This window comes from Mycobacterium shigaense (assembly GCF_002356315.1).
Classification (GTDB): domain Bacteria; phylum Actinomycetota; class Actinomycetes; order Mycobacteriales; family Mycobacteriaceae; genus Mycobacterium; species Mycobacterium shigaense.
Window position 1 is genome coordinate 1,558,008 of sequence record NZ_AP018164.1, and the last position, 20,039, is coordinate 1,578,046.

Consider the following 20,039-nt stretch of genomic DNA (forward strand, 5'->3'; position numbering starts at 1 on the left):
ACCGTCTTCAAAAAGCTTAGCTAAGGTAAGGTTCGGTGGCCAGTCGGCGGCGAGCAGCGCACATTTTCGAGCTTATGACCGTCTGCGCGCATCGGCGCTCTGGTGTCAGTTGATCGGGGCGTTCACCAGACGCAGGTCGTCCACGATGCCCCGGGCCGCGATCACGCCCTCACCCGACTGCCATATCTGGTCGTTGACTATGTAGACCCGGTTGTCGCGGTTGGCCGAGAGTTTGCGCCAGGGATCGCTGTCCAGCAGGACGGCGGCACGGTCGGCGGCGGCCGGTGAGGTGCACGACAGGTAGACGACGTCGGCATCGGCCGCCGAAAGATCCGGCCCCTTCGCGAGATCTGAGTCGGTAGCCCCGATTTCGATGTACGGCTTGTCGGTGAACCGCTGCGCGGCGGGCCGGTCGACGCCGACCGCGGACAGCACGCTGGCCGGAAAGTTGCCGGCGCCGTAGATCCGCAGGGTGGTGGGCGTCAGCTGCACGATCGAGGCCTGGAAGTGTGCGGCATCGTGCGCGGTGCCGATCTGCGCTGCTCGCGCGGTGAAACCCTTGATCAGCCCCTCTACGGCATCGTCGCGTCCCGTGGCGGCGCCCAGGCCCCGCAGATTGTCCTCCCAGGCCGCCCCCGGCGGCCCAGTGAACACCGTCGGTGCGATGGCCGCCAGCTTGGGGTACAGCTTGGGCGTGAGGCCCTGCGAGCCCAGGATGAGATCGGGACGCGCCGCGGCGACCGCCTTCAGGTCGGGATTGCCGCGGGTGCCGACGCCGGGCAGGACGTGCACCGCGTTGCCCAGGTAGGTGGGCTGGCCCGGGGAGCCGTCGGGTATCGCGGCGGCGACGATGCGGGACTGCAGGCCCAGCGCGCACAGCCCGTCGAGCTGGTCACCGGAGAGCACCACGATCCGCTGCGCCTCGGCGGGAACCTCCACGGTGGCGGGGGTGACGCCCGCCGCGTTGCGGGCTTGTCGCATCGCGGGCCCCGGATCGGCCGCGGCGGCGTCGCGGGCGCACGACTCGTCGGGCTTGCGGTCGTTGCCCAGCACCCCGGCCCCCGCGATCTGGGTGGTCGGCGTGACCAGCGAGTGGCCCGCGGACCCCTTCGGGGTGGGCTGTGACGACCCGCAACCGCTGCACACCACGGCGACGGCGGCGATCGCGGCGGCGGCCCTCAGGCGTCCCTCGGTGGGGCTGCTGCTGGGCCTCGGTGTGGGTCGCCTCCCGCCGGATTGCACGTGTCCGACGCTAACATCCGGCCAGCTGGGAACCGGTCTGCCGAGCCCGCCGCCCGCGCGCCGACAACGAATTACCACAGTTTGTAGGACCAGCCCTGCCCGCGCCCTGTCAGGGGGCTAAGATTTCAACCGTTACCGGGTTCTGGGTCCGGAGTCCGTTTGTGGATGTTTGGAGGAGCTGTTGACAGCCGAAGCGCCCCCCTTGGCACAACTCGAGGCCAGCCGCCCGTACCCGGCCCGGACGGGTCCCAAAGGCAACCTGATCTACAAGATGATCACCACTACCGATCACAAGTTGATCGGCATCATGTACTGCGTCACATGTTTCGCCTTCTTCTTGATCGGCGGCATTCTGGCGCTGCTGATGCGCACCGAGCTGGCGGCACCCGGTCTGCAGTTCCTGTCGAATGAGCAGTTCAACCAGCTGTTCACCATGCACGGCACGATCATGCTGCTGTTCTATGCCACCCCGATCGTATTCGGGTTCGCCAACCTGGTGCTGCCGCTGCAGATCGGCGCCCCCGACGTGGCCTTCCCGCGACTGAACGCGTTTTCGTACTGGCTGTTCCTGTTCGGCGCCGCGATCGGCATGGCCGGCTTCATCTGCCCGGGCGGGGCCGCCGACTTCGGCTGGACCGCCTACACCCCGCTGACGGACGCGATTCATTCGCCCGGTCCCGGCGGCGACCTGTGGATCATGGGCCTGGCCGTCGCCGGTCTGGGCACCATCCTGGGTGCGGTCAACATGATCACCACCGTCGTGTGTATGCGCGCGCCGGGCATGACGATGTTCCGGATGCCGATCTTCACCTGGAACATCCTGGTGACGTCCATTCTGATTCTGATCGCGTTCCCGCTGCTGACCGCGGCGCTGTTCGGGCTGGCCGCCGACCGCCACCTCGGCGCTCACGTCTACGACCCGGCCAACGGCGGAGTTCTGTTGTGGCAGCACCTGTTCTGGTTCTTCGGCCACCCTGAGGTGTACATCATCGCCCTGCCGTTCTTCGGCATCGTCACCGAGGTGTTCCCGGTGTTCGCCCGCAAGCCGGTCTTCGGCTACACCACGCTGGTGTACGCGACGCTGTCGATCGCCGCGCTGTCGGTGGCGGTGTGGGCGCACCACATGTTCGCCACGGGAGCCGTGCTGCTGCCGTTCTTCTCGTTCATGACGTATCTGATCGCGGTGCCGACCGGGATCAAGTTCTTCAACTGGATCGGCACAATGTGGAAGGGCCAGTTGACCTTTGAGACGCCGATGCTGTTCTCGGTCGGGTTCATCGTCACCTTCCTGCTGGGCGGCCTGACCGGCGTGTTGCTGGCCAGCCCGCCGCTGGACTTCCACGTCACCGACAGCTATTTCGTCGTCGCGCACTTCCACTACGTACTGTTCGGCACGATCGTGTTCGCCACCTACGCCGGTATCTACTTCTGGTTCCCCAAGATGACCGGCCGCCTGCTCGACGAGCGCCTGGGCAAGCTGCACTTCTGGCTGACGTTCATCGGTTTCCACACCACGTTCCTGGTCCAGCACTGGCTGGGTGACGAGGGCATGCCGCGCCGCTACGCCGACTACTTGGCGACCGACGGGTTCCAGGGCCTCAACGTGGTCTCCACGATCGGTGCCTACATCCTGGGCGCGTCGATGTTCCCGTTCGTCTGGAACGTCTTCAAGAGCTGGCGCTACGGCGAGGTCGTCACGGTCGACGACCCGTGGGGCTACGGCAACTCGCTGGAGTGGGCGACCAGTTGCCCGCCGCCGCGGCATAACTTCACCGAGCTGCCGCGCATCCGCTCCGAGCGCCCCGCCTTCGAGCTGCACTACCCGCACATGGTGGAGCGGATGCGCGCCGAGTCGCACGTCGGCCGGGCGCACGGCGCCGAGGGGCACGACGTCACCCGGCTCGACGACGTCGACGTCCGCAGCTGATGGCCCGTAGCGGGGGCAATCGCGGGTGAACACACCACCCAAGGTGTCGGTGCTGATCACCGTCACCGGTGTGGATCAGCCAGGCGTCACATCGGCCCTCTTTGCGGCCCTGTCCGGGCACGGCATCGAATTGCTCAACGTGGAGCAGGTGGTGATCCGGGGCCGGCTGACGCTGGGCGTGCTGGTGTCCTGCCCGCCGGACGTCGCGGAAAGCATCGTGGTCGGCGACGGCGTCGAGGACGCCATCCACGCGGTGGGCCTCGACGTCACCATCGAGCGCAGCGACGACGTGCCGATCATCCAGGACCCGTCCACCCACACCATCTACGTGCTGGGCCGCCCGATCACCGCCTCGGCATTCGGTGCGGTGGCCCAGGAGGTCGCGGCGCTGGGCGTCAACATCGACCTGATCCGCGGGGTCTCCGACTACCCGGTGACCGGCTTGGAGTTGCGGGTGTCGGTGCCGCCGGGGACCGACGGCGCACTGCGGACCACGCTGAACCGGGTCTCGTCCGCCGAGCGCGTCGACATCGCGGTCGAGGACTACAGCCTGGAGCGCCGAGCCAAGCGGTTGGTGGTTTTCGACGTCGATTCCACTCTGGTTCAGGGTGAGGTCATCGAGATGCTGGCGGCCCGCGCGGGTGCCGAGGGCGCGGTCGCGGCGATCACCGACGCGGCGATGCGCGGCGAGCTGGATTTCGCGGAGTCGCTGCACCAGCGGGTGGCCACGCTGGCCGGCCTGCCCGCCACCGTGATCGACGAGGTGGCCGAGCAGCTCGAGCTGATGCCGGGCGCCCGAACGACACTACGCACGTTGCGCCGCTTGGGTTTTCGGTGCGGCGTGGTCTCCGGCGGTTTCCGGCGGATCATCGAACCCCTGGCTCACGACCTGATGCTCGACTTCGTCGCTGCCAACGACCTGGAGATCGTCGACGGCACGCTGACCGGCCGCGTCATCGGGCCCATCATCGACCGCCCCGGCAAGGCCAAGGCGCTGCGGGACTTCGCCGCGCAGGCCGGCGTGCCGATGGAGCAGACCGTCGCCGTCGGTGACGGCGCCAACGACATCGATATGTTGTCGGCGGCCGGGCTGGGCATCGCGTTCAATGCCAAGCCGGCGCTGCGCGCGGTGGCCGACGCATCGCTGAGCCACCCCTACCTGGATACCTTACTGTTCCTGCTCGGGGTCACCCGCGGCGAGATAGAGGCCGCCGACGCCGGCGACCTCGGCGTGCAACGCGTCGAGATTCCGTCGGAGTAGCGATGGCCGCATCCACCCGAGGACTGTCGCCGCGGCGCGATACGGCACGATAATCGCGTGCCCGACATCGGCCCCGAAACTGATGACGCCGTAGCCGATCCGGATCTGTTGATCGACTTCAGGAATGTGTCGCTGCACCGCGACGGCCACACCATGGTCGGCCCGCTGGACTGGGCCGTCGAACTCGACGAGCGGTGGGTCATCATCGGCCCCAACGGCGCGGGCAAGACATCGCTGCTGCGGATCGCTGCCGCGCTCGAGCACCCATCCGCCGGCGTGGCGTTTGTGCTTGGCGAGCGGCTGGGCCGCGTCGACGTCTCCGATTTGAAGTTGCGGATCGGGTTCAGCTCGTCGGCGCTGGCGCAGCGGGTGCCCAGCGACGAAGTGGTGCGCGACCTTGTCGTGTCGGCGGCGTACGCGGTGCTGGGCCGCTGGCGGGAGCGGTACGAGGACGTCGACTACCAGCGGGTGGCCGACATGCTGGAGAGCCTGGGTGCCGAGCACCTCGTCGACCGCACCTACGGGACGCTGTCGGAGGGTGAGCGCAAGCGGGTGCTGATCGCGCGAGCGCTGATGACCGACCCCGAACTGCTGCTGCTCGACGAGCCCGCCGCTGGCCTGGATCTGGGCGGCCGCGAGGAACTGGTGGCCCGGTTGACCGACCTGGCCGCCGACCCGGATGCGCCGGCGATCGTGCTGGTCACCCACCACGTCGAGGAGATACCACCCGGCTACACCCACTGCCTGCTGCTGTCGGAGGGCCAAGTGGTGGCGGCGGGGCTGCTGCCTGATGTACTGACCTCGGAAAACCTGTCGACCGCATTCGGCCAGTCGATCGCGCTGGAGGTGGTCGACGGACGCTACTTCGCGCGGCGCGTCCGTACCCGTGCGGCTCACCGGAGGCTCGAATGACGACACCGCCCGAACCGTTGGTAGCGCGGCCGGCGGCGACTGTGATGTTGATCCGCGAATCGCGCAAGGGCATCGCCGTCTTCCTGATGCGCCGGCACGCGCAGATGGAGTTCGCCGCGGGCACGGTGGTGTTTCCCGGCGGCGGCGTCGACGACCGCGACCGCAACGCCGAGATCGCCTGGGCCGGACCGCCGCCGGAGTGGTGGGCGCAGCGGTTCGGCGTAGAGCCCGACCTGGCCGAGGCGCTGGTCTGCGCCGCCGCCCGGGAGACCTTCGAAGAATCCGGGGTACTGTTCGCCGGGCCGGCCGACCAATCCCTTTCGTCACCCGACGGGATCGTGCGCGACGCCTCGGTGTACGGGGAGGCCCGCCGGGCGCTGGCAGAGCGGTCGCTGTCGTTCGCCGACTTCCTGCGACGCGAGAACCTGGTGCTGCGGGCCGACCTGCTGCGGCCGTGGGCCAACTGGGTCACCCCCGAGGCCGAGCGCACCCGCCGCTACGACACCTACTTCTTCGTCGCCGCCCTCCCGGAGGGCCAGCGCGCCGACGGCGAGAACAGCGAATCCGACCGCGCGCAATGGGCGACGCCGCAGGCGGCCATCGACGAGTTCGAGGCGGGCCGGTGCTTCCTGCTGCCGCCGACCTGGACCCAGCTGGACTCGCTGGCAGGGCGAACCGTCGCGGAGGTGCTGGCCGTCGAACGCCAAATCGTCACGGTGCAGCCGCATTTGGAGATCCAGGGCGACAACTGGATCTTCGAGTTCTTCGACTCCGACCGCTACCACCGGGCCCGGGAAAAGGGCGGGATGGGCTGGCGGCATTGAGCGAGTTCGTCCACGTCGTCGTCAGCGACGGTTCACAGGATGCGGGGCTGGCCGTGCTGCTGTTGTCGCGGCCGCCTAGCAACGCCATGACCCGGCAGCTCTATCGCGAAATCGCTTCCGCCGCAGACGAACTCGCGCAGCGCGACGATGTCGCGGCGGTGATCCTGTTCGGCGGACACCAGATCTTCTCCGCCGGCGACGACATGCCGGAGCTCGAGAGACTCACCGGGGCCGAGGCCGATGCCGCCGACCGCGTGCGCGTGCGGGCCGTCGACGCCGTCGCGGCCATCCCGAAGCCGACGGTGGCCGCGATCACCGGATATGCGTTGGGCGCCGGGCTGAGCCTGGCGCTGGCCGCCGACTGGCGGGTCAGCGGCGACAACGTGAAGTTCGGGGCGACCGAGATCCTGTCCGGTCATGTGCCGGGTGGGTTGGCGCGGCTGACCCGGATCGCCGGGGAGAGCAAAGCCAAGGAGCTGGCGTTCAGCGGCCGGTTCTTCGACGCCGAGGAGGCGCTGGCGTTGGGCCTGATCGACGAGATGGTGGCCCCCGATGGCGTCTACGACGCCGCGGCGAACTGGGCGCGGCGCTTCCTCGATGGTCCGCGCGATGCCCTGGCCGCCGCCAAGGCTGGTATCAACGCCGTGTTCGGGGCCGGTGGTCAGGATTTCTGACGCGCGGCCGTGCCGCGCGTTGTCAGGTCAACCGCGAGGGCATCAGCCCACTGCGCCAGACCTTCGCGTCGGGTGCCGGCCCAACATGGCTCCACCGCATGGTAATTCGAGCCGGTGTCAGTGCAAAGCTCTCCGCAACGCCATGTTCGCGGTTCGCGACGTCAGCACGTAGAGTCGCGGCATGTTGGGTGCGGTGTCCCTCGATACAGCGGTGAATGTGTACTTTAAGCCTGAGGTGCTCGAGCGCGATATCGGCACACTGCGCGAGGCCGGGTACAGATGTTCGGCTTCCCTGCGCACTACGGAAAGAACTGGCCTGCTCTCAATGACTGTCTGAGCGACGTCTTTGATGACCCGGTCGACGCCCGTTTTGCCGCGGCGGCGTTGCATCTGGGTCCGCTGCTGACCGACGCTGAGCGCCGGTATCTGACGTGTGAGGCCACCGGTGAGGTGTGGTTCGAACGTGACGGTGAGGCGATCGGCGCCGGGCGGACCACCCGGCTGATCAGCCGCCGGCTTCGCCGCGCCCTGGAGCATCGCGACCGCGCCTGTGTGGAGCCCGGGTGCGGGGCCAGCCGCGGTCTGCACGCCCACCACCTTCAACACCGGGAAGACGGCGGCCCGACCGAGTTGGCCAACCTGGTGCCGGTCTGTGCTTACCACCACCGGCTGCACCACCAGGGCGGCATCACGCTGACCGGTCCTGCCGCCGACCTCGTGGTCACCGACAGCGACGGGCGCCGGTTGGATGCAGGGTCGTTGGCGCACCCGCCGTCCCAGGCCCCGCCCGACGTCCCACCGTGCCCCGGGCCCACCGGCGAACGTGCCCAATGGTGGTGGTACACACCCTTCCAACCCCACCCACCACCCACAACTAACTAGACCGGCTGCCCCGCGGTCATTGTTGAAGCTCAATCAGACGCTCATGTATTCAGGCTCCGGGCATGAGGCTAAGGCGGGCGTCAATACCGGTCTTGAGGGCGGAACCGAATTTTCGAGACGGAATGCTGGATGTCTACGTTCCCGTCAATGGTTCACGGGAGCCTTCCTGCGGCGAGGCGCATTCATGCCGCTGCCATGCTGACCTGTGGGTGAACGATCCCGATGGCGGCGGACAGGACTCGATTAGCGGTCCGCGGATTCCTCTTTGAGCGTCCGGGCTCGGCGTTGACCGGCGAGCGTTAGTTGAAGCCAGATCGTGAAGTGCCACAAATCGGGTTCGTTGTAATGATCGACGAAGAGGTCTCGGACTCGTTCAACAGCAGCGTCGACGGTGAGATCCCGGGGCACTACGCGTTCGTCGGAAGCGCCGAGGATGTCTCCGATCTTCATGAGCCCGTCACTCAGCAGCGATCGAATGGTGTTCGGATTGTTGGGCGCAGGCCGTGTCCGTCGCCGCGAACTGCGTCCCCGTCAAGGCGGCTTTGACCGCACTGGTTTTTGCTCGCCGGGCCAATGCGGTGATGACGTCGCCGACCACGGCATGGGCGGCGCCGACGGCGCCAGACGTCGGCTGGATCGGCAGGCCCACGCGGGGCAGCGGAGCCGCAGCCACCAACTGCGCCGACACCGTTTCGCAGTGCGCCGCCAGTGCTTGCAGTCCGGCGTCGCTGACCCGAAGAATCTCGGCCACGTCGCCAGGTTTAGGTCGCCAAGGCTGGTTGGCACTTCACCCCGAATTTCGCCAGGCGGTTAGGCTGCCCTGATGACCGAAGTAACTCCGGCCGCCCACGTCACGGCCGACCAGGTCGAAGCCGCCCGGCACGACACCAAGCTGGCCCAGGTGCTCTATCACGACTGGGAAGCCGAGACCTACGACGAGAAATGGTCGATCTCCTACGACCAGCGCTGCGTGGACTACGCACGCGGCCGGTTCGACGCGGCCGTCCCCGACGCGGTCCTGCGTGAGCTACCGTACGACCGCGCCCTCGAATTAGGTTGCGGCACAGGATTTTTCCTACTCAACCTGATCCAGGCCGGCGTCGCGCGGCGCGGGTCGGTCACCGACCTGTCGCCCGGCATGGTCAAGGTCGCCACCCGCAATGGCCAATCGCTGGGTCTGGACATCGACGGCCGGGTCGCCGACGCCGAGGGCATCCCGTACGACGACGACACCTTCGACCTGGTCGTCGGCCACGCCGTGCTGCACCACATCCCCGACGTCGAGCTGTCGCTGCGCGAGGTGATCCGGGTGCTCAAGCCCGGCGGCCGGTTCGTCTTCGCCGGTGAGCCGACCAACGTCGGCGAGGTCTACGCCCGGTCGCTGTCCACCCTGACCTGGCGGGTGGCGACCAACGTCACCAAGTTGCCCGGCCTGGGCGGCTGGCGCCGCCCGCAGGTCGAGCTCGACGAGTCCTCGCGCGTCGCGGCGCTGGAAGCCATTGTGGACCTGCACACGTTCGCTCCCGAGGACCTGGAGCGGATGGCGGAAAACGCCGGCGCGGTGCAGATTCGGACCGCCAGCGAGGAATTCACCGCGGCGATGTTCGGCTGGCCGGTCCGCACCTTCGAGGCATCCGTGCCGCCCGGCCGGTTGGGCTGGGGCTGGGCCAAGTTCGCGTTCACCGGCTGGAAGGCTCTGAGCTGGGTCGATGCCAACATTTGGCGGCACCTCGCGCCGAAGGGCTGGTTCTACAACGTGATGGTCACCGGGGTCAAACCGTCCTGAGCGTCGGCCTGCGCTTCACCGGCGACGACGTCAGCTATCTGCGGTCGGAGGCGGGTGTCGCCGCGCTGGCCGCCGTCGCCGACCTCGCGCTGACCGATGCCACCCGGATCGCCGACACCGCCCGGGCGCGGGCCCGATTTGGTGCCCGGGCGCCGGTGCTGGTGGAGACGACGTTGCTGCGTCGGCGCGCGACCGAGAAACTGGGCGAATTTGGGGTGTCCGGCTGGCTGTTCACCGACGAGGCCCTGCAGCAGGCCACCGCGGCGCCGGTTGCTTTGCACCGGGCCGGGCGGCTGGCCGCGACCGAGCGATCGGTGCACGACGCGACATGTTCGGTCGGCACCGAATTGGCGGCATTGCAGCGCGCGGGGGTGCGAGCGCTGGGCAGCGACATCGACCCGGTACGGCTGGCGATGGCGCGCCACAACGTCGGGCAGGTTGTCGACCTCTGCCGGGCCGACGCCCTGCGCCCGATCACCCGCGACGCGGTGGTCGTCGTCGACCCGGCGCGCCGCAGCGGCGGGCAGCGCCGGTTTCGCCCAGACGACTATCAGCCGGGCCTGGCGCCGCTCATCGACACCTACTCCGACCGCGACCTCGTCGTAAAGTGTGCTCCCGGAATTGATTTCGAACTACTGCGGCGGCTTGGGTTCGACGGCGAAATCGAGGTGACGTCGTATCGCGGCTCGGTGCGCGAGGCGTGCCTATGGTCGGTGGGGCTGGCCGAGCCGGGCGTGCGCCGCCGCGCGAGCGTGCTCGATCGCGGCGAACGCCTCACCGACGCCGAGTCTGACGACTGCGGCGTGGGCCCGGCCGGGCGATGGATCGTCGACCCGGACGGCGCGGTGGTGCGGGCCGGGCTGGTACGCCACTACGGCGCCCGGCACGGGTTGTGGCAGCTCGACCCCGACATCGCCTACCTGTCCGGCGCCGAGCTGCCGCCGGGCGTCCGAGGCTTCGAGGTGCTCGAGCAGCTGGACTTCGACGAGCGCCGACTGCGCCAGGCGCTCACGGGGCTGGACTGCGGGGCGCTGGAGATCCTGGTCCGCGGCGTGCCGGTCGACCCCGACGCGCTGCGGCGACGGCTGCGGCCGCGTGGGGGCCGCGCGCTGTCGGTGGTGGTCACCCGCCTCGGCTCGGGGTCGGCCGGCCGCGCCACGGCCTACATCTGCCGGGCCTCGCGATAGCCCCCGGGTAGGCTGGCGGCGGTCACTTTCGGGGGCCTCGCCTTTCGACTCGACGAGGACAATTCAAGGTATGCGTCATCTGCTTACGGCCGCGGTGCTCCTTACCGCGGCCCTGTCCGGCTGGCCGTCGGCCGCCGCCGCGCCGGCGTCGTGCGCGAGCGTGGGTGGCACCGTCGACGCAGGCCAGCTGTGTCACGTGCATGCCACTGGCCCGATGTACACGCTGAACATGGCGTTTCCCGCCGACTACCCCGACGAGCAGGCGCTGATCGAATACGTCACGCAGAACCGCGACGGGTTCGTCAACGTGGCGCAGGCCTCCGGGCCGCGCGATCAGCCTTACCAGATGGAAGCCACCGTCGAGCAGCACTTCGCCGGGCAGGCGCCGCACAACACCCGCAGCGTCGTGCTCAAGTTCTTCCAGGACGTCGGCGGATCCCGCACGTCCACCTGGTACAAGGCGTTCAACTACAACCTGGGCACCAAGCAGCCGATCACGTTCGACAACCTGTTCGCTCCCAACAGTTCGCCACTGGACGCCATCTTCCCGCTGGTAAAGCACGACCTGGAACGGCAGAACGCGGTGGGCGCCACCATCCTGCCGTCGACGGGCCTGGACCCAACGCACTACCAGAACTTCGCGATCACCGACGACGAGCTGATCTTTTACTTCGCGCCGGGGGAGATGCTGCCCGCGTTCGCCGGCCCCAGCCAGGCCCAGGTGCCGCGCAACGCCATCCCGCCGCTGGCGCTGTAGGCTGTCGCGCCGCTAGGAGGCCGCGAAGCTGTACACCTGACCGTCGCTGGTGGCGGTGACCACCCGTCGATCGGTGCCCACCGAGACGCCGACGGGATAGCCGGTGGCCGCGGGAAGCGGATAGCTGTTCAGGGTGTGGCCGTTGCCGGGATCGAACACCAGTAACGACATGCCGGCGTTGTCGCCGGCCGGCGGGCCGGTGGCGACGGTGTAGCCCACCCCGGAACCGGCCAGGCTCGACGACGCCAGCGGGCTGACGTCGTCGCGGCGCCAGACCTGATCGGCGTGGTTGCCGGCATCCTTGAACGCCACCAGCCGGGTGTCGGGGCCGCCGCCCGACACGATCAGCCCCTGCGGCGTGACCGCGGGCGGCGTCTGGGCCAAAAACCCCAGCGGCACCGACCATTTCGGCTTTCCGTCGGCGGCGGTCAGGGCCCACAGCCGTTGGTCGCGACCATTGACGTAGACCGTCGCGCCGTCCGCGGACAACACCGGACTGGCGATCACCCCGGCGCCGACGGCGTCGCTGGTCCACTCCCGGGAGAGCAGCGGCGACTGTCCCGGGTGGTACTTCAGCCCGACCAGCGCCGCCGCCGCGGCACCCGGTTGCCAGACGCCGAGCACCGCCGTCGAGCTGGCCGCCGAGTAGGCCGGGGCGGCCGCGACCGGGCAGCCTGGGCGGGCGGGTGCGCAGTCGGCCAGTCCGCGCGTCGCGTCGGTCGGGTCGACGCCGTCGACCAGGTCCACCGGGCTGCCGACCACCTCGCCGCGGTGCGCGTCGAACACCAGCAGCTGACCCAGGTGCGTGCTCACCAGCAGCTGGCCGCCGCCGAGAAACCGCGGGGTGGACGGCATTCCGATCACCGGCTGCCGCCAGCGCGTCCACTGCGTGACCGGAAACGACAAGAATGCACCCGGCTGACCAACATAGAGGTTGTCGAAGCCGTCGAACAACGGGCCGGCGAAGCCGCCGCCCTGGAACAGCCGCACGCACCAGCGCTGCCGGCCGTTGTCGTCGTTCTCCCATTCCATGAGCGAGCATCCGGCGGGCGTCTGCGCGTTGACGGCGAGGTAGCCGCGCGCGCTCAGCGCCGGCGCGGCACCCAGGCTGCCCTTGACCGACCGCGTCCAGCGCAGCGACAGCTTGGTGGCCCCGCCCGTCGCGGTGTAGCTGCTGTTCGCCGCGTCGGCGTACTGCGCGGACCAGCCCTGCGACGGCGCCGCGTCGACCCACGAATCGGTGTTGCCGCAACCGGCGAGCCCGCCGGCCAGCGCAGCCGCGAGCACAGCAGACGACCAGCGCCGAAGCCCACTGACGAGTTGTCGGGCAAGCACCTCGATTTCCAAATCCTTCCGCGCCGCGGGCAGCGATCGAGTACAGGTGAGGGTAACCCGTGGCGGTTCGCGTACCCGCGATTGCCCGCGTTAGGCTTTCCGGCTGTGACGAGCATGTGGGGCGCCCCGGTCCATCGTCGCTGGCGGGGCCATCGGCTGCGGGATCCACGCCAGGCCAAGTTCCTGACGGTGGACTCGCTGAAGTGGGTGCTGCGCAACCGCGCTTACACCCCGTGGTACTTGGTGCGCTACTGGCGGCTGCTGAAGTTCAAGCTGGCCAATCCGCACATCATCACCCGCGGCATGGTGTTCATCGGCAAGGGTGTCGAGATTCACGCGACGCCCGAACTGGCGCAGCTCGAAATCGGACGCTGGGTGCACATCGGCGACAAGAACACCATCCGGGCGCACGAGGGCTCGCTGCGGTTCGGCGACAAAGTGGTCTTGGGCCGCGACAACGTCATCAACTGTTACCTCGACATCGAACTCGGCGATTCGGTGCTGATGGCCGACTGGTGCTACGTCTGCGACTTCGACCACCGGATGGACGACATCACGCTGCCCATCAAGGATCAGGGCATCATCAAGTCCCCGGTGCGGATCGGCCCGGACACCTGGGTCGGCGTCAAGGTCACGGTGCTGCGGGGCACCTCGATCGGGCGCGGCTGCGTGTTGGGTTCGCACGCCGTCGTGCGCGGTGTGGTCCCCGACTACTCCATCGCGGTCGGCGCCCCGGCCAAGGTCGTCAAGAATCGGCAGTTGTCGTGGGAGAGTTCGGCCGCCCAGCGCGCCGAATTGGCTGCCGCCCTTGCGGATATCGAACGCAAGAAGGCGGCCCGCTGACCTCGCCGGGCCCGGTCTATCCGGGTGGCCGGCCGGCGCAGCCCGGGTGGGACAAGACACTGTCCATCGTGCTGGTGGTGTTCGCCGTCGTCGGCTGGGCCGCGGCCGCCGGCATGGAATTCATAATGCTGGCCTTCACGGATTACTGTCCGCCGGACCGATGCAACGCCAACGCGGCCGCCACGTCGGTGCTGCTGTCGGTGTCGGCCGCGGCCGTCCTGACCGTCGTCGGCACGGTGGCCACGATTGTCTGCCTGGTCCGGCGCCGGCTGGCCTGGCCGTTCGCGGTCGCGGCGTTGATCCTGCCCGCGGCGGCCGAGCTGCTCGGTATCGTTGGTTACTTTGTGGCCGTGGGCGATTGAATATCGCCGAGTCCGGCTACGAGGGCTGGTTGTCGAGCACGATGTTGAAGCTGACGTCGCCGGCGTCGACGTCGACGACCGTGACGGTCGCCCCGTAGTTCTTGCCGGCCGTGCTCCATCAGGGCCACCGCGGCACCCGAAAGCAGCAACATTCAATAGACCGACCGTGCCATGACGACTCCCTGGCATTCCAGCAACTGTGAATCGGCTGATGCTGACATGCCAAATAGCTTCGAGTAAACGGTTGGCGGAAGTTACAGGCTCTGATAGCGGCGCAACGCCTCGGCGCGCTCGGCGCCGTGGTCCACGATCGGCGGCGGGTATCCCGCCGGCCTCTCGGCTTTGCGCAGGTGCGCATCGTCGACGTCGGCCAGTTCGGGCACCCAGCGGCGGATGTAGTCGCCCGACGGGTCGAACTTCTCGCCCTGCGTGGTCGGGTTGAACACCCGGAAATACGGCGCGGCGTCGGTGCCGGATCCCGCGCACCACTGCCATCCGTGCTGATTGTTGGCCATGTCGCCGTCGACGAGCTGGTCGAGGAACCAGGCGGCGCCCCATTGCCAGGGCAGGTGCAGGTCCTTGACCAGGAACGAGGCCACGATCATCCGCACCCGGTTGTGCATGAAGCCGGTCTCACGCAGTTGGCGCATCCCGGCATCGACCATGGGAAAGCCAGTTTCGCCGGCCTTCCAGGATTCGAAGCGGCGTTTGGCCGCGACCCCGGTGTCGGTCGATATAGCGTCGAACTGGCCGTTCCAGTTGTGCCAGGCGCTGGCCGGCCAGTGGTGCAGCACATCGGCGTAGAAGTCGCGAAATGCCAGCTCCCGCAAATAGGTTTGCGCGCCCTTGGTACGCAGGTGCAGGCCGGCGACCAGGGTGCGGGGATGGATGGTGCCGAACTTCAGATGTGCCGACATCCGGCTGGTGCCCGGCAGGTCGGGCCGGTTGCGATCCTCGTGATAGCGTTGTAAAGCTTTGTCGGAGAAAGACTTCCAGCTCTTCATCGCCGCGGCCTCACCGGCGGCGAGGTCCAGGTTGGCACCGGGGTCGGGAATCTCGCACGGCTGCTGGCTCAGCTGTGCGGGGTCGATCCAGCGCGCCGAATCGGCGCTGGTGGGCGCCGGTTTGCGCCAACCGATTTCGCGCCACGCACTCAGGAACGGTGTGAACACCTTGTATGGCGATCCGTCCTTCTTCGTCACCCGGCCGGGCGATACCAGATAGGGCGACCCCGTGGCGACCAGCGGCACCGTGTCCAGCGCCGCGCGGACCCGCTCGTCACGCCGCCTGCCGAACGGCGCGAAATCCTCGGAGATGTGCACGGCCGAGGCATCGATTTCCCTGGCAATGAACGGGATTCGCTGCTCGGGTCGGCCGCGGACCACCAACAGCCGACCGCCCAGGTCGTCGCGCAGCTGCCGCAGCGCGTCGCCGAGAAATTGCAGACGGCGTTGACCCGACGACTTCTCTAGGCGCGGGTCGAGCACGAAGCAGGCGAGCACGTCTGCATCCTCGGCGGCGGCGGCCAGCGCCGGATGGTCACCCAACCGCAGATCGCGCCGAAACCACAACAGCGCGGACACTATTCGTGACCGCGGTTGAGCCGCCAGACAGACGTGGCCAACACGGTCGCAAAGGTGCACCACAACGGATACGGCGACAGCGCGACGCCCTCCCGTGGGTCGGCCTGCGCGGCGCGGCGGGCCAGGTCGGCGCTGCTGGCCGTTAGAACGGCCGCCCCGAGCGCCGACGCACCGAGCTTGTGATAGCGGAAGAACAGCCAACTCCATCCCGCGTTGAGCACCAGATTGAGGCCCAGCGCTACGGCATAGCTGCGCGCCCTCTCGGGTTGGCCCGCCGCGCGATATCGGTCGATGGTCGCCGCCGATGTCGCGGCGATGTCGGCGTACAGGGCGGTCCAGGCGACGGGGAACACGGCGGCGGGCGGCTGGAATGCCGGCTTGCGTAGCCGGGTGTACCAGCCGGCGACGCGGGCCGGGCTGGCAATGCTTCCGGCACCCGCCGCCGCGGCCACGGCAAGGGTGGTTGTGGCCAGTGTCGATTTCTTCATGCTGTACTCCGCTCGTGTTCGGCGCATGCGCGGTGCTTCCCAATATGTTCAGTCGTCGCCGGGTGTGCCGGCCACCAGATCCGTTCGCCGATCAGCTCGAACAGCGCGGGTATGACCAGCGTCCGCACGACGAAGGTATCGAGCAAGATGCCCAGGCCCACGATGATGCCCAGTTGAGCCATCACGATCAGCGGCAGCACCCCCAGCACGCAGAACACCGCGGCCAACACGATTCCCGCGCTGGTGATGACGCCGCCGGTCGCCGACACGGCGCGAATCATGCCGTCACGCGTGCCGTGCCTCGCCGCCTCTTCGCGCGCGCGGGTGACCAGGAAGATGGTGTAGTCGACGCCGAGGGCGGCCAGGAACAGGAAGGCGAACAACGGGGTGCTGTTGTCCAGCGCCGGGAAGCCGAAGACATGTAGGCTCGCCCAGCCGCCGATCCCGATTGCGGCCAATGCCCCCAGGATCGTCGCGGCCAGCAGGGTGGGCGGCGCCAGCGCCGACCGCAGCAGCACGTAGAGCACGACCAGGATCACCACCAGGATGGCGGGCACCAGCGTCCGCCGGTCGTGGGCGGCGGCTTCGCGGATGTCGAGGGCCTGCGCGTCCGGTCCGCCCACCAGCGCGCCGGCGCTCTCCGTCGAATGGCGCAGTGCCACAACGGTTCCGAATGCCGCTTCGGAGGACGGTGGCGCGTCGATGTTCACCGACCACTTCGTCAAACCGGTTGTGGCGTGGCCGGACTCGCTCACCGAGACCACGCCGGGCGCGGCGGCGATCGCCTGCTGCACCTGCGGGGCCCGGTTCGTCGCGGCGACGACGGCGACGGGGTTGACTAGGCCGGCCGGAAAGTGCGCGGCGACCACATCATAGCCCGTCACCGAATCCGGCCGGACCCGGAATTGTTCGGTCTGTGCAAGGCCGATTCGGGCGCTCAGCAGACCCGTGCTGAGGGCTACCAGGACGGCGATAGCGAGCGCCGCGACCACGGCGGGACGGCGCGCCACCGCTGCGGCGATCAGGTACCAGCCGCCGGGTGCGGGGTCGGTGTGCTCCGGCTGCGGGATCAGCGGCCAAAACAGTCGGCGGCCGCACCATGCCAGCAGCGGCGGCAGCACCACCAACACCGAGAGGGCCGCGACGACCAGCCCGCAGGCGGCCAGCGCGCCCAGGCTGCGGGTGCTCGGGGTCGAGGCGAAAAGCAAGGTGAGCAAGGCCAATACGACGGTGGCGTTGCTGGCGACGATGGCCGGTCCGGCCATGCGCACGGCGCGGCGCAGGGCAGCGCGATGGTCGTCGGTGCGCCGAAGCTCCTGGCGGTAGCGGGAGATCAGCAACAGGGCGTAGTTGGTGCCGGCCCCGAACACCAGCACACTGGTGATCCCGGAGGTCGCGCCGTCGAAGCTCAACCCGGTCAGCGGGGCCACCGCGGTGCCCGCGGCCGCGGCGACGCGATCGGCGAATCCGATCACCAGCAGGGGGCCCAGCCACAGCACCGGCGAGCGATACGTCGCGATCAGCAGCAGCGCCACCACCGATGCCGTCACCGCGAGCAAGGTGACGTTGGCGTGGCTGAATGCGTCGGCGATGTCGGCGCCGAAGGCCGGTCCGCCGGTGACGTGCGCTGCCAGGCCCGCGGGCAAGCCGGCGGCGGCGGCGCGGCGCACCGCGGCGACCCCGTCGCGCAACACCATGCCCGACAGGTCGGCGCCGATGGGTACCATCGCGACGGCAGCACGCCCGTCGGGCGAGACCAGGGGAGGCTGGGGGCTGGCGGTCCCGAACGGTTCGACCACCGCCTGCATTCGGTCGCGTGCCGCCCTGGCCGCGTCCATGTCCGACGGATTCAGCGCGGTCCCGTCGAGGTGGCTGACGACGGCGATCAGCGGCACGCGGTCGCCGTTGGGGAATTGGCGCGAAAGCGCATCCACCCGTGCGGAGCCGGACCCGGCGGGCACTGACAACGGCGCCTGGCCCGCGGCCGCGTTCGGTCCGATCAACACCATGAAACCGACACCCAGCACCACGGCGGCCAATCCGACCTGCCAGGAACGCCGCCCGGTGACGGCCACGGCCAGCCTCTCCCAGGACACGTCTACAAGCATTTCAGTCACTTAACCATTAATCAAATTAACAAAATGCGATTGGCACGGTATGCTCAGTTTCTGATGAACCCGGTTCGGGGGGCCGCCGAGCGCGAGCGGCTCGAAGCGCTGATCGCGGCCGATGCGCGCGTTCTTGCCGCCGAATCCGACCAGCTCGGCCGTGTTTTCGCTGCCGCACATCAGCTGCGGCCCAGTGACTTTCGGGCGTTGTTGCACATCTTGGTGGCCGAAAGCGCCGATGCCCCGCTGACCTCGGGGGAGCTGCGCAACAAGATGGGGCTGTCCGCGGCGGCCATCACCTATCTGGTCGAGCGCATGATCAATTCCGGTCACATCCGCCGGGAATCCGATCCGGGTGATAGGCGCAAGGTGATCCTGCGCCACGACCATGATTTCGACGTGGCCCGCGCCTTTTTCACTCTGCTGGCTGCCCACACTCATGCTGCAATGGCCGAGCTGCCGGACACCGAACTGACGGCCGCGCACCGGGTGCTCACCGCCTTCATCGATGGCATGCACCGATTTCACCACGAGCTGCGAGTCTCCGGCTCCGAGGTGGGTACTACCTGACGCGTGAACGATAGGGAACTTTGATGCGCGCTTCCACACTGCCGAGCGCCACCGCGGCGGTTGCGACGGCCTCCGTGGCGGGCGGGCAGGCCACCCTGCCGGCCGCAAGCAGCGTCGACCTAGCCCGCCGCGCCATCGCCAGCCGGGGAGGGCGCGCCGGTGTGCCGGCCCGTTATCCCGCCTGCGTCGCCTTCGCGTTCCTGCTCTCGACCCACATCTGGCTGCTCAACCACCGGATCGACGCGCCGTGAGTGCCGACCGCGGCGAGCTGTCCGCCCGCAAGCGCCGCCACATCGACGTCTGTCTCGACGGCGATGTCGAATACCGGCATCTGACAACGGGACTGGAACGGTACCGGCTGCCCTACAACGCCTTGACCCAGACCGCTCTCGACGACATCGACCTTCGCACCGAGTTTTTCGGCACGCCGTTGCGCGCGCCCGTTCTGGTAGGCGCGATGACCGGTGGCGCGCAACTGTCGCGAACCATCAACCGCAACCTCGCCACCGCCGCGCAATGGCTGGGCATCGGAATGATGCTGGGATCGCAGCGGGTGATGCTCGACAGCGTGCTCGGGGAGCGCGCCGCGACCAGCTTCACCGTCCGCGATGTCGCGCCCGACGTGCTGTTGTTCGGCAACATCGGGCTCTCCCAGCTGACCAAGGACGCGGTGCCCGACATCGTCGCAGCTCTCGACCGCGTCGGCGCGAATGCGCTTGCCGTGCATGTCAATCCGCTTCAGGAGGCCGCCCAGCTCGATGGCGACACGAACTGCACCGGCTCGCTGGACCGGCTGCACAACCTCACCGCCCTGGTCGGCTATCCGGTGCTGTTGAAGGAGGTCGGGCACGGCATCGGGGCCGCGGCGGTCGCCGAATTGCTCCGGTCGACCGGTGCGCCGCCGGTGGCGGCGATCGACGTGGCGGGCGCCGGCGGAACGTCGTGGTCGCGGGTGGAACAGCTGGTGCGCTACGGCGAGGTGCGCTACCCGGATCTGGCGGAGTGGGGAATTCCGACCGCACAAGCGATCACCGAGGTGCGGGCGGTGCTGCCGCGTATCCCGTTGGTCGCCTCCGGCGGCATCCGGACCGGCATGGACGCGGCCAAAGCCCTGGCCCTGGGCGCCGACGTGGTGGCCGTCGCGCGGCCGCTGCTGGCGGCGGCCATCGAGTCGGCGGACGCCGTGACCGGCTGGCTGCAACAATTCGTCGACGAGCTGCGCGTGTGTCTGCACGGCTGCGGCGCGCCCGACCTGCGCGCCCTGCGCGGCGTCGGCGCGGCACCCCGCTAAGGCCGGC

General features: G+C 68.8%; 19 protein-coding genes and 1 pseudogene. 14 read left to right on the forward strand and 6 right to left on the reverse strand.

Annotation, left to right across the window (positions count from 1 at the left end; genetic code table 11):
• Positions 1–105: 105 nt before the first annotated feature.
• Positions 106–1,182: an iron-siderophore ABC transporter substrate-binding protein gene (locus tag MSG_RS07450; protein ID WP_096444193.1), complete on the reverse strand. Its 1,077-nt coding sequence runs from the start codon at positions 1,180–1,182 to the stop codon at positions 106–108.
• A gap of 241 nt (positions 1,183–1,423) precedes the next feature.
• On the opposite strand from MSG_RS07450, the gene ctaD reads away from it, so the two are divergent.
• From ctaD to MSG_RS07480, 6 genes and pseudogenes are all read left to right on the forward strand, one after another.
• A complete protein-coding gene (gene ctaD, locus MSG_RS07455; protein ID WP_096444195.1) occupies positions 1,424–3,169 on the forward strand; it encodes an aa3-type cytochrome oxidase subunit I in 1,746 nt (581 codons plus the stop codon).
• Positions 3,170–3,194: 25 nt separating this feature from the next.
• Positions 3,195–4,430: a phosphoserine phosphatase SerB gene (gene serB / locus MSG_RS07460; RefSeq protein WP_096438410.1), complete on the forward strand. Its 1,236-nt coding sequence runs from the start codon at positions 3,195–3,197 to the stop codon at positions 4,428–4,430.
• 39 nt (positions 4,431–4,469) lie between these two features.
• Positions 4,470–5,342, forward strand: coding sequence for an ABC transporter ATP-binding protein (locus tag MSG_RS07465; RefSeq protein ID WP_096438412.1), 873 nt, complete (start codon positions 4,470–4,472; stop codon positions 5,340–5,342).
• A complete protein-coding gene (locus MSG_RS07470) occupies positions 5,339–6,166 on the forward strand; it encodes an NUDIX hydrolase (protein WP_096438414.1) in 828 nt (275 codons plus the stop codon). The genes MSG_RS07465 and MSG_RS07470 overlap by 4 nt, the downstream gene beginning before the upstream one ends.
• Positions 6,163–6,816: pseudogene (locus tag MSG_RS07475) on the forward strand (enoyl-CoA hydratase); the annotation flags it as partial. The gene MSG_RS07470 and the pseudogene MSG_RS07475, both read left to right, overlap by 4 nt.
• Before the next feature lie 303 nt (positions 6,817–7,119).
• The gene (locus MSG_RS07480) at positions 7,120–7,722 is read left to right on the forward strand and encodes a DUF222 domain-containing protein (RefSeq protein ID WP_096438418.1); all 603 of its coding nucleotides are present in this window, start codon (positions 7,120–7,122) and stop codon (positions 7,720–7,722) included.
• A gap of 457 nt (positions 7,723–8,179) precedes the next feature.
• Here MSG_RS07480 and MSG_RS07490 read toward each other — a convergent pair whose 3' ends face one another.
• Positions 8,180–8,473, reverse strand: a complete 294-nt coding sequence (locus MSG_RS07490; protein ID WP_096438422.1) for a hypothetical protein — start codon at positions 8,471–8,473, stop codon at positions 8,180–8,182.
• A 72-nt stretch (positions 8,474–8,545) separates the two neighbouring features.
• Here MSG_RS07490 and MSG_RS07495 point away from each other — a divergent pair, with 72 nt between their 5' ends.
• The 3 genes from MSG_RS07495 (at position 8,546) to MSG_RS07505 (ending at position 11,452) form a co-directional block, all read left to right on the forward strand.
• On the forward strand, positions 8,546–9,508 hold the full coding sequence (locus MSG_RS07495) for a class I SAM-dependent methyltransferase (RefSeq protein WP_096438424.1): 963 nt from the start codon (positions 8,546–8,548) through the stop codon (positions 9,506–9,508).
• A gap of 8 nt (positions 9,509–9,516) precedes the next feature.
• A complete protein-coding gene (locus MSG_RS07500; protein WP_408632022.1) occupies positions 9,517–10,695 on the forward strand; it encodes a class I SAM-dependent methyltransferase in 1,179 nt (392 codons plus the stop codon).
• A 70-nt stretch (positions 10,696–10,765) separates the two neighbouring features.
• The gene (locus MSG_RS07505; protein WP_096438426.1) at positions 10,766–11,452 is read left to right on the forward strand and encodes an esterase; all 687 of its coding nucleotides are present in this window, start codon (positions 10,766–10,768) and stop codon (positions 11,450–11,452) included.
• Between the two features lie 12 nt (positions 11,453–11,464).
• Here the strand turns inward: MSG_RS07505 and MSG_RS07510 are convergent, their stop codons facing one another.
• The gene (locus tag MSG_RS07510) at positions 11,465–12,799 is read right to left on the reverse strand and encodes an outer membrane protein assembly factor BamB family protein (RefSeq protein WP_096438428.1); all 1,335 of its coding nucleotides are present in this window, start codon (positions 12,797–12,799) and stop codon (positions 11,465–11,467) included.
• Between the two features lie 93 nt (positions 12,800–12,892).
• Between MSG_RS07510 and MSG_RS07515 the strand changes: the two genes are divergently transcribed.
• Positions 12,893–13,630, forward strand: a complete 738-nt coding sequence (locus tag MSG_RS07515; protein WP_096438430.1) for an acyltransferase — start codon at positions 12,893–12,895, stop codon at positions 13,628–13,630.
• Between the two features lie 68 nt (positions 13,631–13,698).
• Positions 13,699–13,992, forward strand: a complete 294-nt coding sequence (locus MSG_RS07520) for a hypothetical protein (RefSeq protein ID WP_096438432.1) — start codon at positions 13,699–13,701, stop codon at positions 13,990–13,992.
• A 254-nt stretch (positions 13,993–14,246) separates the two neighbouring features.
• On the opposite strand, the gene MSG_RS07525 is transcribed toward MSG_RS07520, so the two are convergent.
• Genes MSG_RS07525 through MSG_RS07535 form a run of 3 tightly spaced genes read right to left on the reverse strand, consistent with a single transcriptional unit; the run spans position 14,247 to position 18,171 of the window.
• On the reverse strand, positions 14,247–15,575 hold the full coding sequence (locus MSG_RS07525) for a cryptochrome/photolyase family protein (RefSeq protein ID WP_096438434.1): 1,329 nt from the start codon (positions 15,573–15,575) through the stop codon (positions 14,247–14,249).
• A complete protein-coding gene (locus MSG_RS07530; protein ID WP_096438436.1) occupies positions 15,575–16,063 on the reverse strand; it encodes a TspO/MBR family protein in 489 nt (162 codons plus the stop codon). Before MSG_RS07530 ends, MSG_RS07525 begins: the two co-directional genes overlap by 1 nt.
• On the reverse strand, positions 16,060–18,171 hold the full coding sequence (locus MSG_RS07535; RefSeq protein WP_096438438.1) for an MMPL family transporter: 2,112 nt from the start codon (positions 18,169–18,171) through the stop codon (positions 16,060–16,062). The genes MSG_RS07530 and MSG_RS07535 overlap by 4 nt, the downstream gene beginning before the upstream one ends.
• 63 nt (positions 18,172–18,234) lie before the next feature.
• Between MSG_RS07535 and MSG_RS07540 the strand changes: the two genes are divergently transcribed.
• The 3 genes from MSG_RS07540 to fni are packed head-to-tail and all read left to right on the forward strand — an operon-like array spanning position 18,235 to position 20,032.
• Positions 18,235–18,741: a MarR family winged helix-turn-helix transcriptional regulator gene (locus MSG_RS07540; RefSeq protein WP_096438440.1), complete on the forward strand. Its 507-nt coding sequence runs from the start codon at positions 18,235–18,237 to the stop codon at positions 18,739–18,741.
• Between the two features lie 23 nt (positions 18,742–18,764).
• Positions 18,765–18,992: a hypothetical protein gene (locus tag MSG_RS07545; RefSeq protein WP_096438442.1), complete on the forward strand. Its 228-nt coding sequence runs from the start codon at positions 18,765–18,767 to the stop codon at positions 18,990–18,992.
• On the forward strand, positions 18,989–20,032 hold the full coding sequence (fni, locus tag MSG_RS07550; protein WP_096438444.1) for a type 2 isopentenyl-diphosphate Delta-isomerase: 1,044 nt from the start codon (positions 18,989–18,991) through the stop codon (positions 20,030–20,032). The genes MSG_RS07545 and fni overlap by 4 nt, the downstream gene beginning before the upstream one ends.
• Positions 20,033–20,039: the final 7 nt, after the last annotated feature.